The 15,534-nt window shown below is 62.5% G+C and carries 18 protein-coding genes and 1 pseudogene; 14 read left to right on the top strand and 5 right to left on the bottom strand.

Features of this window, described 5'->3' with window-relative positions; all coding sequences use genetic code 11:
• From PMI29_RS31025 to PMI29_RS17180, 10 genes and pseudogenes are all read left to right on the top strand, one after another.
• Positions 1 to 171, top strand: a pseudogene (locus PMI29_RS31025) (dolichol-phosphate mannosyltransferase); the annotation flags it as partial.
• Positions 168 to 446: a lipid-A-disaccharide synthase N-terminal domain-containing protein gene (locus tag PMI29_RS17140; protein ID WP_007997204.1), complete on the top strand. Its 279-nt coding sequence runs from the start codon at positions 168 to 170 to the stop codon at positions 444 to 446. The pseudogene PMI29_RS31025 and the gene PMI29_RS17140, both read left to right, overlap by 4 nt.
• A gap of 3 nt (positions 447 to 449) precedes the next feature.
• Positions 450 to 1,859, top strand: a complete 1,410-nt coding sequence (locus PMI29_RS17145) for an ArnT family glycosyltransferase (protein ID WP_007997201.1) — start codon at positions 450 to 452, stop codon at positions 1,857 to 1,859.
• Positions 1,860 to 2,009: 150 nt separating this feature from the next.
• On the top strand, positions 2,010 to 3,182 hold the full coding sequence (locus PMI29_RS17150) for an acyl-CoA dehydrogenase family protein (RefSeq protein ID WP_033052305.1): 1,173 nt from the start codon (positions 2,010 to 2,012) through the stop codon (positions 3,180 to 3,182).
• Positions 3,179 to 4,372: an acyl-CoA dehydrogenase family protein gene (locus tag PMI29_RS17155; protein WP_007997196.1), complete on the top strand. Its 1,194-nt coding sequence runs from the start codon at positions 3,179 to 3,181 to the stop codon at positions 4,370 to 4,372. Before PMI29_RS17150 ends, PMI29_RS17155 begins: the two co-directional genes overlap by 4 nt.
• A gap of 13 nt (positions 4,373 to 4,385) precedes the next feature.
• Entirely contained in the window at positions 4,386 to 5,168 is a 783-nt protein-coding gene (locus PMI29_RS17160) for an SDR family oxidoreductase (RefSeq protein WP_007997195.1), read from the top strand.
• 2 nt (positions 5,169 to 5,170) lie between these two features.
• Positions 5,171 to 5,629 (top strand): MaoC family dehydratase, encoded by a 459-nt coding sequence (locus PMI29_RS17165; RefSeq protein ID WP_007997193.1) that lies wholly within the window; start codon positions 5,171 to 5,173, stop codon positions 5,627 to 5,629.
• A gap of 29 nt (positions 5,630 to 5,658) precedes the next feature.
• Positions 5,659 to 6,861 (top strand): acetyl-CoA C-acyltransferase, encoded by a 1,203-nt coding sequence (locus PMI29_RS17170; RefSeq protein WP_007997190.1) that lies wholly within the window; start codon positions 5,659 to 5,661, stop codon positions 6,859 to 6,861.
• Positions 6,862 to 7,251: a steroid Delta-isomerase gene (locus tag PMI29_RS17175; RefSeq protein WP_007997189.1), complete on the top strand. Its 390-nt coding sequence runs from the start codon at positions 6,862 to 6,864 to the stop codon at positions 7,249 to 7,251. It abuts the gene before it with no gap.
• Positions 7,248 to 7,682 (top strand): nuclear transport factor 2 family protein, encoded by a 435-nt coding sequence (locus PMI29_RS17180; protein ID WP_007997188.1) that lies wholly within the window; start codon positions 7,248 to 7,250, stop codon positions 7,680 to 7,682. Before PMI29_RS17175 ends, PMI29_RS17180 begins: the two co-directional genes overlap by 4 nt.
• A 207-nt stretch (positions 7,683 to 7,889) precedes the next feature.
• Here the strand turns inward: PMI29_RS17180 and PMI29_RS17185 are convergent, their stop codons facing one another.
• Positions 7,890 to 8,387, bottom strand: coding sequence for an SRPBCC family protein (locus tag PMI29_RS17185; protein ID WP_007997186.1), 498 nt, complete (start codon positions 8,385 to 8,387; stop codon positions 7,890 to 7,892).
• 26 nt (positions 8,388 to 8,413) lie between these two features.
• Positions 8,414 to 9,190 (bottom strand): SDR family oxidoreductase, encoded by a 777-nt coding sequence (locus PMI29_RS17190; RefSeq protein WP_007997184.1) that lies wholly within the window; start codon positions 9,188 to 9,190, stop codon positions 8,414 to 8,416.
• A 275-nt stretch (positions 9,191 to 9,465) separates the two neighbouring features.
• Here PMI29_RS17190 and PMI29_RS17195 point away from each other — a divergent pair, with 275 nt between their 5' ends.
• The 4 genes from PMI29_RS17195 to dmpG are packed head-to-tail and all read left to right on the top strand — an operon-like array spanning position 9,466 to position 13,071.
• On the top strand, positions 9,466 to 10,308 hold the full coding sequence (locus PMI29_RS17195; protein WP_007997183.1) for an alpha/beta fold hydrolase: 843 nt from the start codon (positions 9,466 to 9,468) through the stop codon (positions 10,306 to 10,308).
• Positions 10,305 to 11,096, top strand: coding sequence for a fumarylacetoacetate hydrolase family protein (locus PMI29_RS17200; protein WP_007997182.1), 792 nt, complete (start codon positions 10,305 to 10,307; stop codon positions 11,094 to 11,096). The genes PMI29_RS17195 and PMI29_RS17200 overlap by 4 nt, the downstream gene beginning before the upstream one ends.
• A gap of 18 nt (positions 11,097 to 11,114) precedes the next feature.
• Complete coding sequence (locus PMI29_RS17205; RefSeq protein WP_007997180.1) at positions 11,115 to 12,023, top strand: acetaldehyde dehydrogenase (acetylating); 909 nt, start codon at positions 11,115 to 11,117, stop codon at positions 12,021 to 12,023.
• A gap of 13 nt (positions 12,024 to 12,036) precedes the next feature.
• Positions 12,037 to 13,071 carry a 4-hydroxy-2-oxovalerate aldolase gene (dmpG, locus tag PMI29_RS17210; RefSeq protein ID WP_007997179.1) on the top strand — a complete coding sequence of 345 codons (1,035 nt, stop codon included), beginning with the start codon at positions 12,037 to 12,039 and terminating at the stop codon, positions 13,069 to 13,071.
• Between the two features lie 62 nt (positions 13,072 to 13,133).
• On the opposite strand, the gene PMI29_RS32265 is transcribed toward dmpG, so the two are convergent.
• From PMI29_RS32265 to PMI29_RS17220, 3 genes are all read right to left on the bottom strand, one after another.
• Positions 13,134 to 13,301 (bottom strand): hypothetical protein, encoded by a 168-nt coding sequence (locus PMI29_RS32265; protein ID WP_007997177.1) that lies wholly within the window; start codon positions 13,299 to 13,301, stop codon positions 13,134 to 13,136.
• 363 nt (positions 13,302 to 13,664) lie between these two features.
• Positions 13,665 to 14,213, bottom strand: coding sequence for an ADP compounds hydrolase NudE (gene nudE, locus PMI29_RS17215; protein WP_007997176.1), 549 nt, complete (start codon positions 14,211 to 14,213; stop codon positions 13,665 to 13,667).
• A gap of 87 nt (positions 14,214 to 14,300) precedes the next feature.
• Positions 14,301 to 15,431, bottom strand: a complete 1,131-nt coding sequence (locus PMI29_RS17220; protein WP_007997175.1) for a helix-turn-helix transcriptional regulator — start codon at positions 15,429 to 15,431, stop codon at positions 14,301 to 14,303.
• Positions 15,432 to 15,534: the final 103 nt, after the last annotated feature.

The raw sequence follows: 15,534 nt of genomic DNA, 5'->3' as shown, positions 1-15,534 counted from the left end.
CATAACGGCCGCATGATCGTGCACCCGGTCAACCACCGGCATCGCACGGCCGGGGTGTCGAAATACGGCAACCTCGACCGCGCGCTAGTGGGCATTCTCGATTTGTTCGGTGTCTGGTGGCTGATCAAGCGCACGCGGCTGAACACCATTGCCCAGGAGATCGAAGGATGAACATCTCCCGTGAAGCCTTGTGGCTGATCGTCGGCTTTGCCGGCCAGATCGCCTTTACCGGGCGGTTTGTCCTGCAGTGGTTGTACAGCGAATACAAGAAACGCAGCATCATTCCGGTGAGCTTCTGGTACCTGAGCATCGTCGGCAGCACCTTGTTGCTCGCCTATGCCATTTACCGCGAAGACCCGGTGTTCATCGCCGGGCAGGCGTTTGGCTCCATCGTCTATTTTCGCAACTTGCAGTTGATCGCCAAAAGTAAAAGCCTGAAGGAGTAGGTCATGCGCGGATCGTTATCGACCCGGAATATTACGTTGCTTGTGGCCATCGCGATTGCGTTGCTGTTTTTCTGGGGGCTGGGCAGCGTGCCGTTCCTCAGTGTCAACGAGGCCCGCCGCGCCGTTACCGTGCGCGAAATGCGCGAGGCAGGCAGCTGGCTGCTGCCTTACATGAATGGCGACTTGTACTTGTCCAAGCCGCCGTTTTTCTATTGGACCGGTCTGGTTTCAACGGCGGTGCTGGGTAGCTTGTCCGAGTGGAGCGTGCGTCTGCCTTCGGCGTTGGCCGCCGCCTTGTGCTGTTTTGGCACCTACCTGTACGGCGTCCGGCAGGCGGGGCGGCAGGTCGGTCTGTTCGCCGTGGTGTTCCTGGCCGCGAACGGTGCGTTCAGCCTGTTCGCACGACGCTCGGAAATCGAGATGGTGTTGACCCTGCTGTGCTTCGGCGCGCTGCTGGCGGCCTGGCAATTCATCTTCCAGCAAGGCCGGGTCTTGTGGAGCCGGCTCAGCTACGTGCTGCTGGGTTGTGCACTGCTGACCAAAGGGCCTGTTTGCCTGTTGTGGGTGACGGCGCCGATCCTGGCCTATGCCTTGATCTACCGCGATGCGCGGGCCAAGGCGTATCTGTGTGACGGTTGGGGCTGGCTGATTGCCGTGGCGCTGGGCAGTTCCTGGTACGTGGCGGTGTCTGTGAGTCAGGGCTGGGGCATCTGGGCCTCGATCATCAGCGAAGACATCGTGAAGAAGATCGACGGGCAGGGCGCCGAGGCCTGGTACGCTTATCTGCTGTACCTGGCCGGTGATTTCTTCCCGTTCTGGCTGATCGTGTTTGTGCAGCCGCGCAAGTTCTGGGCAATGATCCGCTCGCGCCGCGAGGCCGGCATGCTGCTGTGCTGCAGCCTGTTGCCGCTGCTGGTGTTTTCCCTGTTCACCGAAAAGCATGGCAAGTACCTGTTGCCGGTTTATCCGTCCATGGCGTTGCTGCTGGCGATGCACTGGTCGGCGCTGCTCGATGACCTGAAGGGACGCTGGCGCACGGTCCTGGCCGTTGTGCCCTACGTGATGCTGGCCGGGTTCGTGGTGTTCTACATGTTCGTCGAAGCACGGGTGCTGTCACACCGGGTTGACGGTCTTGAGCAGATTGCCACGCTGGCCGACGGGCAGCCGGGGCAGAAGGCTTATACCCTCGGTGAGCCGGATATCCGTCTGGTCTATTACATGGGCCGGCCGGTGGCGCCGCTGACGGTGGCGCAGTTGCAAGCCGAGTCCCGTCCGGCGGGGCTGCTGTTTGTGCAAGAACCCCTCGCACCGGAACTGCAAAACCTGGCGTCATGCCAGGTCGGTGAAATCAACCCGTACCTGAAACCGCACGGCTCAGCACTGCTGGTGCGCATGGGTGGAGACTGCCGCTGATCGGCTTCGCAGCCGAACACCCACGCCAGCACATCACCCGTTCGGACTAGGCAGGGCTAACGATTCTGCCGCGTCCGGCCGGCGCCAAACTTCATGCTCAAAGGGGTGTTGCGCCACGCGCGCCCCGCCAAACGAGCAGAAGGCGCCGCGATGGAGTTTGCATTCAGCGACGAACAGGAAATGATCCGCGCATCGGCCGAGGGCTTCCTCGCCGATGTCTCGGATTCTGCCGCCGTGCGCGCGGCAATGGTCAGCGAACGGGGTTTTGACGAAGCCCTCTGGCAGCGTCTGTGCCAGGAAATGTACTGGCCGGCGATTCATATCCCCGAAACCTATGGTGGCCTTGGGCTGGGCTTTGTCGAGCTGGCGATCCTGCTGGAACAGATGGGCCGGCGTTTGCTGTGCTCGCCGTTTTTCGCCACCGCCTGCATGGCCACCCCCGCGCTGTTGCTGGCCGCCAATGATGAACAGAAGCAGCGTTGGTTGCCGTCGATTGCCGACGGCAGCGTGACCGCGACCCTGGCGTTCAGCAGTGCCAACGGCTGGTCGGCCGACGATGTCCAGGCAACGGTGGTGGCTGAGGGCGACGGTTATGTCCTCGATGGCACGCTCAAGCATGTACTCGACGGGCATGGTGCTGATCTGTTGATCATTGCCGCAAGACAACCCGGAACCACTGGCGAAAAGGGCATCAGCCTGTTTGTCGTGAACGCGGCACAGGCCGGCATCGAGCGGCAAATGCTGCCGACCATGGACCAGACCCGGCGCCAGGCGCGGATCCAGCTCAAGGGCCTGTACCTTGAAGCTGACGCGCTGCTGGGTGAATTCGGTAACGGCTGGCCGCACCTTGAGCGGGTCCTGCAACTGGCCTGCATCGGCCTGGCTGCCGAGCAGACCGGCGGCGCGCAGCAGGTGCTCGACCTCAGCGTGGCCTACATGCAGGAACGCCAGCAGTTCGGTCGCCCGATTGCCAGTTTCCAGGCCCTCAAACACCGCGCCGCCGACATGATGCTGCAAGTCGAATGCGCGCGTTCGGCCAGCTATTACGCCGCGTGCGTGGCCCAGGAAGTCCTCGATCCGCAGGGTGATCCGCAGGTGGCGGCCGAACTGCCGCTGGCGGCGGCGTTGGCCAAGGCGCAGTGCTCTGAAACCTACTTCCACTGCGCGTCCGAGTCGATCCAGTTGCATGGCGGCGTCGGTTTCACCTGGGAATACGACCCGCACCTCTACTTCAAGCGCGCCCGCGCCAGCGAGAGCTTCCTCGGGCTACCGGCCTGGCATCGCGAGCGGATTGCCGCGGTGATTCTTGGAGAGCAGCCATGAAAATCAGTTTCAGCGAGCAGGACGAACGCTTCCGCCGGGAAGTCGCCGACTGGATGAGTGCCAACCTTTGCGGTGAGTTCGAGGCCCTGCGTTTTCGCGGCGGCCCGGGCGATGAACACATGTTTCCCGAGGAGCGCAAAGCCTGGGAACGCAAACTTGCCGAGGGCGGCTGGACCTGCGTCGGTTGGGCGCCGGAGCACGGCGGGCGCGGACTGTCGATCACCCGGCAGGTGATTTTCCACGAAGAATACGCCCGCGCCGGTGGCCCCGGCCGCATGGGGCATATTGGTGAAGGGCTGGCCGGGCCGACCATCGCCGCATTCGGCACGGTTGAGCAGCAACAGCGGTTTTTGCCGGGAATCGTCAGCGGCACATCTTTCTGGTGCCAGGGCTATTCAGAGCCGGGCGCCGGTTCCGACCTGGCCAATGTCAAGACCCGTGCCGTGCTGGATGAAGCGACGGGCAGTTGGGTGATCAACGGGCAAAAAGTCTGGACGTCCCTGGCCCATGAGTCGGACTGGTGTTTCGTGATTGCCCGCACCGAACCGGGCAGTGTCGGCCATCGCGGCCTGTCGTTCCTGCTGGTGCCGATGGCCCAGGCGCAAATCACCGTGCGGCCCATCGAGCAACTGACCGGCACCTCGGAATTCAACGAAGTGTTCTTCGACGATGCCCGAACCGACGCCGCCAACATCATCGGTGCGCCGGGTGAAGGCTGGAAGATCGCCATGGCGTTGCTGGGTTTCGAGCGCGGTGTGTCGACCCTCGGCCAGCAGATGCAGTTTCAGAACGAACTCAACGAAATCATCGCCATTGCCCGCGCCAACGGTGCCGACCGCGATCCGATACTGCGCCAGCGCCTGGCTGAAGCCTGGAGCGGGTTGCGGATCATGCGCTACAACTCGCTGCGCATGCTCTCGGGTAGCCAGGACGGTTCGCTGCGCAAGGAGGCGACCATCTACAAGCTGTTCTGGTCGACCTGGCACGCCAGCCTCGGCAAGTTGGCGATGGACGTGCTTGGTGCCGAGGCGGAATTGCTCGAAGCCGCGCCCTACCAACTGACCCGCTTGCAGTCGCTGTACCTGTTCAGCCGCGCCGACACCCTGTACGGCGGCAGCAATGAAATCCAGCGCAACATCATCGCCGAGCGTGCCTTGGGCATGCCCAAAGAGCCGCGTCCGCGCGCCTGAAAGGAGAGAGTTCATGTCTGTACCTCAATATGTTGAAGGTCGCGGCCTGCTGCGCGGCAAGTCGGTGCTGATCACCGCCGCCGCAGGCGCCGGGATCGGTTTTTCCGCTGCCGTGCGCGCCGCCGAGGAAGGTTGCCGCGCGCTGATGATCAGCGATATCCACGAAGGCCGCCTGGCCGAGGCGGTGGTGAAAATCCGCGAAACCACCGGGCTGCAACAGGTCTTCGGCCAGGTCTGCAACGTCGCCGATGAAGCCCAGGTGCAGCAACTGATTGCCTGCGCCGAGCGGGACCTGCAAGGCGTCGATGTGCTGATCAACAACGCAGGTCTTGGCGGCTCGCGCTTGCTGGTGGAGATGGGCGACGAAGAGTGGAACCGGGTGCTGGATGTGACGCTCACCGGCACCATGCGCATGACCCGCGCCATGCTGCCGAAAATGATGGAGCGGCGTACCGGGGTCATCGTCAATAACGCCTCGGTGCTGGGTTGGCGGGCGCAGAAAGAACAGTCGCACTACGCCGCCGCCAAGGCCGGCGTGATGGCGCTGACCCGCTGCGCAGCAGTCGAGGCGGCTGACTACGGCATCCGCATCAACGCGGTCAGCCCGAGCATTGCCCTGCACGATTTCCTGCGCAAATCCGCGCCCCAGGCGGTGCTCGATCAACTCGCCGCCAACGAAGCGTTCGGCCGTGCCGCCGAAGTCTGGGAAGTGGCCAACGTGATGATGTTCCTGGCCAGCGACTACAGCTCCTACATGACCGGCGAAGTGTTGTCGGTGTCCAGCCAGAGGGCGTGACCATGCCACGTATTTTCGACACGCCGATGGCCTTGTTCGACGCCGTGGGCGAATCACTCGGCGTCAGCGACTGGTTGTTACTGGAACAGGACCGCATCGACCGGTTTGCCGACGCTACCGGCGATCACCAGTGGATTCACGTCGATCCGCTCAAGGCCGCCAGCGGCCCGTTTGGCGCATGCATTGCCCATGGCTACCTGAGCCTGTCGCTGGTCAATCTGTTCCTGCCGCAGATCGTTGAAGTCCGTGGCCTGGCCATGGGCGTCAATTACGGCTGCGAGCGGGTGCGCTTCCCCTCGGTGGTGCGCGTCGGATCGCGGGTTCGCGGCAGCGCGCAATTGATCGCTGTTGAGGAAGTGAAGGGCGGCGTTCAGGCGACCATCCGCGTCAGCGTCGACATCGACGGCGAGGAACGCCCCGGCTGCGTGGTCGACACCATCAGTCGCTATTACCCGGCCTGACCTTCAACAGCATTTTCGAGGAATCCAGCATGAAAGAAGCCGTCATCGTTTCGACCGCCCGTACTCCGATCGGCAAAGCCTTTCGTGGTGCGTTCAATGACACCGAAGCGCCGCAACTGGGCGGTCATGTGGTGCGCGAAGCCGTGCGCCGTGCCGGCATCGAACCGGGCGAAGTGGACGACGTGATCATCGGCGCAGCCGCGCAGCAGGGCACCCAGTCCTATAACCTGGGGCGCTTGTGCGCGATTGCCGGCGGCCTGCCGACTTCCGTCGCCGGGATGGCCGTCGAGCGCCAGTGCTCGTCGGGCCTGATGAGTATTGCCATGGCCGCCAAAGGCATCATGTGCGACGAAATCGACATCGCCGTGGCCGGTGGCCTGGAGTCGATTTCCCTGGTGCAGAACAAGCACAAGAACCTCTATCGCAACCAGTCGGCTTCGGTGATCGAGCTGGATCCGCATGCCTACATCCCGATGATCGAAACCGCCGAGATCGTCTCCGCGCGCTACGGCATCTCCCGTGACGAACAGGACGAATACAGCTACCAGAGCCAGCTGCGTACCGCACAGGCCCAGAGCGCCGGGCGCTTCGATCGCGAGCTCGCGCCGCTGACCAGCCGCCAGATGATCGTCGACAAGGCCACCGGCGAAACCCGCCATGAGTCCGTCACCCTGCTGCGCGACGAGTGCAACCGCATCGACACCAGCCTCCAGAGCCTGAAGGCGCTGGAGCCGGTGTGGCCGGGCGGTCAGTGGAGCGAAAAAGGTCGTTTCATCACCGCCGGTAACGCCTCACAGCTGTCCGACGGCGCATCGGCTTCGGTACTGATGAGCGCCAAAATGGCCGAAAAGCGCGGCCTGGAACCGCTGGGGATCTATCGCGGCATGGCGGTCGCCGGCTGCAACTCCGACGAGATGGGCATCGGCCCGGTCTACGCCATTCCCAAGCTGCTCAAGCGCCACGGCCTGACCATGGACCACATCGGCCTGTGGGAGCTGAACGAAGCGTTTGCCTGCCAGGTGCTGTACTGCCGTGACACGTTGGGCATTCCGGCCGAGCGCCTGAACGTCAACGGCGGGGCGATCTCCATCGGTCATCCGTTCGGCATGTCCGGGGCGCGGATGGTCGGTCATGCGTTGGTCGAAGGCCAGCGTCGCGGTTTGCGTTATGTGGTGGTGAGTATGTGCATCGGTGGCGGCATGGGCGCCGCCGCCCTGTTCGAGGTGGTCTGAATGATCAGCGCACAGCATGTGCAAGAGAGCATGGCGCGTTATGTGGAGCTGGTGGATGCCGGCGACATCGACGGCATCCTCGCGCTCTACGCCAAAAACGCCACGGTTGAAGATCCGGTCGGCCACGCGCCGTTGCAGGGCATCGACGCCATCGCGCGTTTTTACCGTGAAGGACTGGGGTCGATAAAAGTCTCGGCGACCCGGACCGGCCCGGTGCGCGCGACGCTCAACGGTTGCGGCGCGATGCCGTTCCGGGTCGACATGGAGTGGGGCGGGCAACCGTGCTCGCTGCATGTGATTGACGTGATGGAGTTCGATGTCGACGGCAAGATCCGTTCGATGAAAGCCTTCTGGAGTGAGGTCAATGTGACAATGAGAGGTGCAGCATGAATCTGGAACAGCGGATCGCCCGCCTGGAAGCGCTGGAGGACATCCGCCAGCTCAAGCATCGTTACCTCAATGCCTGCGACCTCAAGCAGGTCGAGGTGATTGCCGACTGCTTTGCCGAAGGTGAAGTGCTGATCGATTACGGTCCGTTGGGGATCTTTCGTGAGCGCGACAGTTTTGTCGCGCTGTACCGCGAACTGGCTTGCCATGAGCGGGTGATCGACCTGCATCATGGTGCCAACCCGGAAATCGAGGTGCTGAACGAAGATCAAGCCCAGGGCCGTTGGGCCCTGTGGTATTTCAACGTGGATGGCGAGAGCGGGGCGACGCGGCAGTTGGGTGGGTTCTATGAGGACCGTTACCAGCGTGTCGCCGGGCAGTGGAAGATTGTCGCCACCCGTTTTACCGCTCACTCGGAAGTGGCGCGTTCCTGAAGGGCGCTCACTCCAGAGGTGGCCCCTGTGGGAGCGGGCTTGCCCGCGAAGGCGGCGTGTCAGGCGACATCAATGTTGGATGTGCCGACCTCATCGTCGGATCGCCGCCCGGAGCAAGCTCGCTCCCACAGTTTTTGTGGTGAACATGGCATTTGCAAACACCCCCAATCCCCCTGTGGGAGCGGGCTTGCCCGCGATGGCGGCGTGTCAGGCGACATCAATGTTGGATGTGCTCAAAGCCATATCGGAATTCTGTGTCCGGCCGGTTTCGTAGAAGGCCTTGAGGTTCTCGGCAATCTGCTGCACGACCTTGTTGAAGGCCTTGGCCAGCAACCACTCTGCCAGCCTGCCACCGCGCAGGCTGTAACTCATTTGCAGGGTGATGCGTGTCGCGTCGCCCTCGGCTTGAAGGGTATAGCTGAAGCTGGCCTGGCGAAACGGGAAGGGCGAGTCATTGCTGCCCTTGTGCAACCGCAGCACGAACCCTGTGCCTTCCTGCCACTGCACCACGCTTTCATCCAGATACTGACCACCCTTGCGCAACACCCGGCGACTGGCGCCGAGGCCTTCTTGCGCACCGGGATGAAACCGGCAACCGGTCAACCCCGGCACATAGTGCGGGGCGAGGCTCAGGTCGCGCAGTTTGGCCCAGGCCGCTTGGGTTGAAAGGTCTAGCCGTACGCTGTGGCGGGCAATCGCGGACATGTCGGAGCACCTCTTGTGAATGGGGCTTATGAATGAGATTGGGCCGCGTCGAGAAACGCCGGGCGTTCACCCGCGCCATGCACAGCGACATTCGCGCCGCTGACATAACGGGCTAAAGACGACGCCAGGTACAGGCAGGTATCGCCAATGTCCTCCGGGGTCGCCAGGCGTTGCAACGGAATGGTCGCCGCCACCCGGGCAATGCCTGCATCGTCACCATAATGCATGGCCGCCTGCTCGGTGAGAATCAGCCCGGCGGTGACGGCGTTGACCCGCACCTTCGGCGCCCACTCCACCGCAAGCGAAGTGGTCAGGTTCAGCAGACCGGCCTTGGCCGCGCCGTAAGCGGCGGTGCCGGGAGAGGGGCGGGTGGCGCTGACGCTACAGATGTTGATGATCGCACCGCCGTCGGCCTGGGCCTGCATCACCTGGTTAGCCTGCTGGCACAGGTTCAGCGGCGCGATCAGATTCAGGCGGATGATCGCTTCGCTGAAACGCGGCGAAGCCGTGGCAGCGTCGGCATTTGGTGAGCCACCGGCGTTGTTGACCAGCACATCGAGGCGGCCGAAGCGCTCGACGATTTGCGCGATCAAGTGCCCGGATTGCTCGACATCCCGCAGGTCGCAGGGCACGAACAGCGCCTCGCGTCCGCCGCTGGCGGGCAAGGATTGCGGGGCTTCGCGACCGCAAATCACCACCTCGGCGCCGCAGTCGAGAAAGCGCTGGCTGATGCCGCGCCCGACGCCTTTGCCACCGCCGGTGACCAGTACCACTTTGCCGTGAAAGTCCATTGGATCAAGCATGGGAATTCTCTTTTTGTCGCTCGGGAATGCCATCGATGCTAGGTCTGTGGTCCCTGTAATCCAACGTCCGATGGGACTAGAGACTTCTGTGGGAGCGAGCTTGCTCGCGAAAAACGTCTAGACAACGCGTTCAGTCAGGCTGGGCACGTTTTCGTTGACGTCCATCGCGAGCAAGCTCGCTCCTACAGGTACAGGGGCGTAGTCCTGTCGGACGATGTTGCGCAGCCGGCCCGTCGGAATAATCCGGCTACAACAACAGGCCGGGAGGACACCTTATGGGCGCTTCAGCGCAAGGGCACTTCGTTACGCTGCCGGATGGTTTGCAGCTGCGCTATGTGGATATATGCGGGAAGGATGGCGGCAACGGCGAGCCGGTGATTTTCATCCATGGCAGCGGGCCGGGCGCCAGCGGTCACAGCAACTTCAAGCAGAACTACCCGGTGTTTGCCGAGGCCGGTTACCGGGTGATCGTGCCTGACCTGCCGGGCTACGGCGCCTCGGACAAACCCGACACCCTCTACACCCTGGACTTCTTTGTTACCGCCCTGAGCGGTCTGCTCGACGCCCTGGATATCCAGCGTTGCGTGCTGGTCGGCAACTCCCTGGGCGGCGCGATCGCCATCAAACTGGCCCTCGACCAACCACAGCGGGTCAGCCGTCTGGTGTTGATGGCCCCCGGCGGCCTGATGGAAAAGGAACAGTATTACCTGCAGATGGAAGGCATCCAGAAAATGGGTGCGGCTTTCGCCAAGGGTGAACTGAACGACGCGGCGGGCATGCGTCGCCTGCTGGCCCTGCAACTGTTCGACGAAACCCTGATCAGCGACGAAACGGTCAACGAACGGGTGGCCGTGGTGCAGCAACAGCCGGTGTGTGTGCTGTCAACCATGCAAGTGCCGAACATGACCGCACGCCTGGGCGAGCTGCAATGCCCGATCCTCGGTTTCTGGGGCATGAACGACAAGTTCTGCCCGTCCTCCGGTGCCCGGACCATGCTTGAAAACTGCACCAAAATCCGTTTCGTGATGCTCAGCGAGTGCGGGCATTGGGTCCAGGTCGAGCACCGTGATCTGTTCAACCGCCAGTGCCTGGCATTTTTTCAGGAGGCCCGCGGATGAGCGTGCAATTGCGCCGTGAGTTCGGCGAAGAGCTTTATCAGGCGCTGCTCAGCGGCTCGACCCTGGCGCCGCTGACCGAGCGTTGGCCGTCGATCAGCATTGAAGACGCCTATCACATTTCCCTGTACGCCATTGAGCGTCGGGTGGCGGCCGGTGACCAGATCGTCGGCAAGAAGATCGGTGTGACCTCGGCGGCAGTGCAGCAGATGCTCAACGTGCATCAGCCGGATTTCGGTTTCATCACCCGGCAGATGTCGTTCGATGACGATGCCCGGATTTCCCTGTCCGCCAACAAACTGATCCAGCCCCGCGCCGAAGGCGAGATCGCCTTCAAGCTCAAGCATGATCTGGTCGGCCCCGGCATCACCGAGGCCGATGTACTGGCCGCGACCGAATACGTGATGCCGTGCTTCGAGATCGTCGACTCGCGGATTCACGACTGGCGCATCCGCATTCAGGACACCGTGGCCGACAATGCCTCCTGCGGTGTGTTCGTGTTGGGCGACAGCCAGGTTGATCCCCGTGAGCTTGATCTGCCGAACTTGCGCATGCGTGTGTTCAAGAACGGTGAACCCCTGAGCGAAGGCCTGGGTTCGGCGGTTCAGGGCAATCCATTGACTGCGGTGGCCTGGCTGGCCAACACCCTGGGCGCCTTCGGCATTCCGTTCAAGGCCGGGGAAATCATCTTGTCCGGCTCCCTGGTACCACTGGAACCGGCCCGTGCCGGCGACCGTTTTTCTCTGACCATCGATGGCCTGGGCAGTGCCCGGGTGTCTTTCTGCGCCTGACTTTTGGAGTTTGACCCCATGAGCAAAAAACTCAGAGCGGCCATTATCGGCCCGGGCAATATCGGCACCGATCTGCTGATGAAAATGTGCCGATCGGAATGGATCGAACCCGTGTGGATGGTCGGTGTCGACCCGCAATCCGAGGGCCTCAAGCGCGCCCGGGAGATGGGTGTGAAGACCACCGCTGACGGTGTCGACGGCTTGTTGACCCACGTCCTCGACGATGACATTCGCATCGCCTTCGATGCCACCTCGGCCTACGTGCACGCGCAAAACAGCCGCAAGCTCAACGAGCTGGGGGTGATCATGATCGACCTCACGCCAGCGGCCATCGGCCCGTTCTGCGTGCCACCGGTCAACCTCAAGGAGCACGCGTCGAGCCTGGCGATGAACGTCAACATGGTCACCTGCGGTGGTCAGGCGACCATCCCGATGGTGGCGGCGGTGTCGCGGGTGCAACCAGTGAGCTACGGCGAAATCGTTGCCACGGTGTCTTCCGGCTCGGTCGGTCCGGGCACGCGGCAGAACATCGACGAATTCACCCGCACCACGGCCGGTGCAGTGGAGAAGATCGGCGGCGCCCGACGCGGTAAAGCCATCATCGTGATCAACCCGGCCGAGCCGCCGCTGATGATGCGCGACACCATCCACTGCCTGACCGATGACGAGCCGAACCAGGATGCGATCCGCACCTCGGTGCTGGAGATGGTCCGCGAAGTTCAGCGCTATGTGCCCGGCTACAAGTTGATCAACGGGCCGGTGTTCGACGGGCGCAAGGTGTCGATTTTCATCGAGGTCGAAGGCCTCGGCGATTTCCTGCCCAAGTCCGCCGGCAATCTCGACATCATGACCGCCGCCGGTTTGCGCACGGCCGAGATGTTCGCTGAAGAAGCCCACAAGGGCACCCTGCAACTGCCTGCCCGTTGAGTGGAGAATCGCTATGAATTTGCAAGGTAAGAGCGTCCGTCTGCATGACATGAGCCTGCGCGACGGCATGCACGCCAAACAGCATCAAATCAGTATCGAACAAATGGTCTCGGTGGCCACCGGCCTCGATGCGGCCGGCGTGCCGCTGATCGAAATCACCCACGGCGATGGCCTGGGTGGTGCGTCGCTGAACTACGGTTTCCCGGCCCACAGCGACGAGGAATATTTCGCCGCGGTGATCCCGCAGATGAAGCAGGCCAAGGTTTCGGCCCTGTTGTTGCCGGGGATCGGTACCCTCGATCACCTGAAAATGGCCCATGAGCATGGGGTCTCGACCATTCGCGTCGCCACCCATTGCACCGAGGCGGACGTGTCCGGCCAGCACATCGGCATGTCGGCGAAGATGGGCCTGGACACTGTCGGCTTCCTGATGATGGCGCACATGGTCAGCGCGGAAAAACTGCTGGAGCAGGCGCGGCTGATGGAGAGCTACGGCGCCAACTGCATCTACTGCACCGACTCGGCCGGCTACATGCTGCCCGATGAAGTCATGCAAAAGATCGGTGCCTTGCGCGCCGGGCTGAACGCCGGGACCGAAGTCGGTTTCCACGGCCACCACAACATGGGCATGGCCATCGCCAACTCCCTGGCTGCCATTGAGGCCGGTGCTGCGCGGATCGACGGCTCGGTGGCAGGCCTTGGTGCGGGAGCGGGTAACACGCCGTTGGAAGTGTTCGTCGCAGTGCTGGAGCGGATGGGTGTCAACAGTGGTGTCGATTTGTACCGGATCATGGACGTGGCCGAAGACCTGGTGGTGCCGATGATGGATCAACCGATCCGCCTCGACCGCGATGCGCTGACTTTGGGTTACGCCGGGGTCTACAGCTCGTTCCTGTTGTTCGCCAAGCGTGCGGAGCAGAAATACGGCATCGCGGCTCGTGAGCTGCTGGTGGAGCTGGGTCGTCGCGGCACGGTGGGGGGGCAAGAGGACATGATTGAAGACCTGGCGCTGACCTTGTCGCGGGCGCGGGACGTGTTGCCGACCTGATTCTTGGCTCAGCAAAAAAACCACCGATTTGGTGGTTTTTTTATGGCTGTTGCAAACCGCGCTCAGGGCAGCAGATTGCGCACCACTGGCGGGTAACAGTTGATGGCCGCGCTCGAGCAGCTGAAGTACGCGGTGGTCGGTCGGTAGGCTTCATTCTTGAACAATTGACACAGGCTGGCGGTACTGCCGGCACAGACGATGATGAACAGGGCGCAGGTGGCTTTTCGCATGGCGAGCCTCGGTACGGATTTTTGTTGTTGTAGCGATACGGTATGTCGGCGGGTGGCGCGTGGCTTCGTCCGAATGGACTAGTTGATGACTTGAAAACGCAGCAGCCCCCCTGTGGGAGCGGGCTTGCTCGCGATGGCGGCGTGTCAGGCGCCATGGATGTTGGCTGTGCCGGCCTCATCGTCGGATCGCCGCCCGGAGCAAGCTCGCTCCCACAAGGTTATTGGGCGTTCCCGGGATTTGCGGCTGGCTGCATTCCGCTGTGGGAGCGAGCTTGCTCGCGATGGCGGTGTGTCAGATGACATGGATGTTGGAGGTGCCGGCCTCATCGCGAGCAAGCTCGTTCCCACAGGTTTTGTGCGGTATCAGTCGCGTCGGGCGAGGGCGCCCATGGCCATGAACAACGCTGCAATCGCCCGGGCTTCATGCAGTTCGCCACGGGCCACCAGTTCGGGGATCTGCGCCAGTGGTATGCGCAGGCATTCCAGGGGTTCGGGTTCGTCGCCTTGCAGTTGGCAGGGGCTCAGTTGTTCGGCCAGTACCACCCGGTAGCGATGGCACAAATGCCCTGGTGCCAGTGTCAGCTCGCCCAGTTCGGTGAGGCGGGCGGCGCGCATGCCGACTTCTTCACTCAACTCGCGTTGCGCCGCCTGCAAATAGTTTTCATCGGGCTCCGCGCCGCCCTTGGGCAGGCCGAGAATGGTTTTCTCCACGCCGACCGCGTATTCGCGTACCAGCAGCACATGCTGCGGATCAGGCATCGCCACCAGCATCACTGAGCGATAACCGGTGCCGCGCAGGCGTTCGTAGACTCGCTGCTGGCCGTTGCTGAATTGCAGATGCAGGGCTTCGATCTGGAAGTGGCCGCTTTCGGCCAGCAGTTCGGTCTTGAGGATGGTTGGGCAGTTGCGCATGGGGCAGTCCCCTGTTTGGGATAAAGACACTGTGCGCTGTACAACGGGGGCCGCCATCGTCCGAGCGGACGAGGGCGGCAATGGCATCTAGCCGAGGGTCGCGACGCTGCGCAGGATCAGGCGCACCAGCATGGTCTGGCGGGTCACGCCGGTCTTGGAGAAGGTCGAACGCAGGTGTGCCCGCGAGGTGTTGCGGCTGATGCCCAGCTCTTCCGACGCTTCGTCGAGGGTCAAGCCGTTGGCCAGCAGCATGGCAAGCTGGGTTTCCGCCGGGGTGAAGTCGAACAGGGCGCGAACAATCTCTTGCGGTGCGGTGGACTGTTGTTCCGGGTCGCTGATGAAAATCACCACGGTCGGGCACTGCTTGCCTTCGCTCCAGTCGGTCAATGGCACCGAGCGCACGATGATCCCCAAGTCCGCTTTCCCGGACGGCCGCTGCACGCGCAGGGCTTCGACCACCGACGGGTTGCTGCTCTTCTGCGACAGCAGCGATTGCTTGACCAGTCGGCGGAACTCCTGGGTGTCCCGGGCCGTACCGACCTGCAGGCCATCGTTGACCAGTTTGATGCCGTCCTTTTCCTGGATCAGCCGGTCGGCGACCTGGTTGGTCTGCAGCACCTTGCCGGACTCGTCGAGGATGATCGTGCCAACCGCCATCTGGTTCACCGCGCCGGCGTACAGATTGCGCTCGGCTTCGATGCGGTTGAGCTGCATGTGGATCTTGATCGAGCGTTCCAGGTGCGGAATGAAATGCGTGAGCATGGCCTTTTCTTCGTTGCCGAAGGGCTTGTCGTCACGTCCGCGGCTGATGCGAATGCGGCACTGGGCGCCATCGACAGTGTTGATGTCGGCACCGAGGATGTGGAACACGTCCACGGGTTCAAGGAAATTCTTGTAGAACTCGGAGTTCTGCCAGTCGTCGTTGGAGACGAACTCGGCGAGGGTCACGACCTGGCGGTTGGGCAGGTCGACAAACGGGTCGAGGCTGAAAAAGTGTTTGTTGTACGACGCGGTCGCCTCGGTCGAGGTGCCGGTGGTGTTGACCATCAAGCCGTCCACGTGGGCGCTGGGCGGACGCAGGATGAAGGTCACGTACTTGCTGTGCAGGTACACGTTGAGTTGATTGAGAAAGGTGGCCCAGGGAATGGTTTCCAGCGGACCCTGATAGAGGTTGCCGATCAAATCACTGAACGTATCGAGGCTGAGGCTCTGCTGCATAGGGAAAAACCGTTTTTATTATTAGCGTTGGCGGTGGCCGAGAATAAGCGCCGATATCGACTCCTTGCAACGCTCGGGCTCAGGGCCTGACCGGCGGCTGCCG

This window comes from Pseudomonas sp. GM49 (genome assembly GCF_000282355.1).
GTDB lineage: Bacteria > Pseudomonadota > Gammaproteobacteria > Pseudomonadales > Pseudomonadaceae > Aquipseudomonas.
This window is presented reverse-complemented; position numbering and strand designations above follow the sequence as displayed.

Coding starts and splice junctions, on each gene's coding strand:
- nudE (WP_007997176.1), bottom strand. CDS start 14,213: ATGCGCAACTGCCCAACCATCCTCAAGACCGAACTGCTGGCCGAAAGC.
- PMI29_RS17200 (WP_007997182.1), top strand. CDS start 10,305: ATGAGCGTGCAATTGCGCCGTGAGTTCGGCGAAGAGCTTTATCAGGCG.
- PMI29_RS17220 (WP_007997175.1), bottom strand. CDS start 15,431: ATGCAGCAGAGCCTCAGCCTCGATACGTTCAGTGATTTGATCGGCAAC.
- PMI29_RS17165 (WP_007997193.1), top strand. CDS start 5,171: ATGCCACGTATTTTCGACACGCCGATGGCCTTGTTCGACGCCGTGGGC.
- PMI29_RS17155 (WP_007997196.1), top strand. CDS start 3,179: ATGAAAATCAGTTTCAGCGAGCAGGACGAACGCTTCCGCCGGGAAGTC.
- PMI29_RS17145 (WP_007997201.1), top strand. CDS start 450: ATGCGCGGATCGTTATCGACCCGGAATATTACGTTGCTTGTGGCCATC.
- PMI29_RS17160 (WP_007997195.1), top strand. CDS start 4,386: ATGTCTGTACCTCAATATGTTGAAGGTCGCGGCCTGCTGCGCGGCAAG.
- PMI29_RS17185 (WP_007997186.1), bottom strand. CDS start 8,387: ATGTCCGCGATTGCCCGCCACAGCGTACGGCTAGACCTTTCAACCCAA.
- PMI29_RS17190 (WP_007997184.1), bottom strand. CDS start 9,190: ATGCTTGATCCAATGGACTTTCACGGCAAAGTGGTACTGGTCACCGGC.
- PMI29_RS17175 (WP_007997189.1), top strand. CDS start 6,862: ATGATCAGCGCACAGCATGTGCAAGAGAGCATGGCGCGTTATGTGGAG.
- PMI29_RS17195 (WP_007997183.1), top strand. CDS start 9,466: ATGGGCGCTTCAGCGCAAGGGCACTTCGTTACGCTGCCGGATGGTTTG.
- PMI29_RS17180 (WP_007997188.1), top strand. CDS start 7,248: ATGAATCTGGAACAGCGGATCGCCCGCCTGGAAGCGCTGGAGGACATC.
- PMI29_RS17205 (WP_007997180.1), top strand. CDS start 11,115: ATGAGCAAAAAACTCAGAGCGGCCATTATCGGCCCGGGCAATATCGGC.
- dmpG (WP_007997179.1), top strand. CDS start 12,037: ATGAATTTGCAAGGTAAGAGCGTCCGTCTGCATGACATGAGCCTGCGC.
- PMI29_RS17140 (WP_007997204.1), top strand. CDS start 168: ATGAACATCTCCCGTGAAGCCTTGTGGCTGATCGTCGGCTTTGCCGGC.
- PMI29_RS32265 (WP_007997177.1), bottom strand. CDS start 13,301: ATGCGAAAAGCCACCTGCGCCCTGTTCATCATCGTCTGTGCCGGCAGT.
- PMI29_RS17170 (WP_007997190.1), top strand. CDS start 5,659: ATGAAAGAAGCCGTCATCGTTTCGACCGCCCGTACTCCGATCGGCAAA.
- PMI29_RS17150 (WP_033052305.1), top strand. CDS start 2,010: ATGGAGTTTGCATTCAGCGACGAACAGGAAATGATCCGCGCATCGGCC.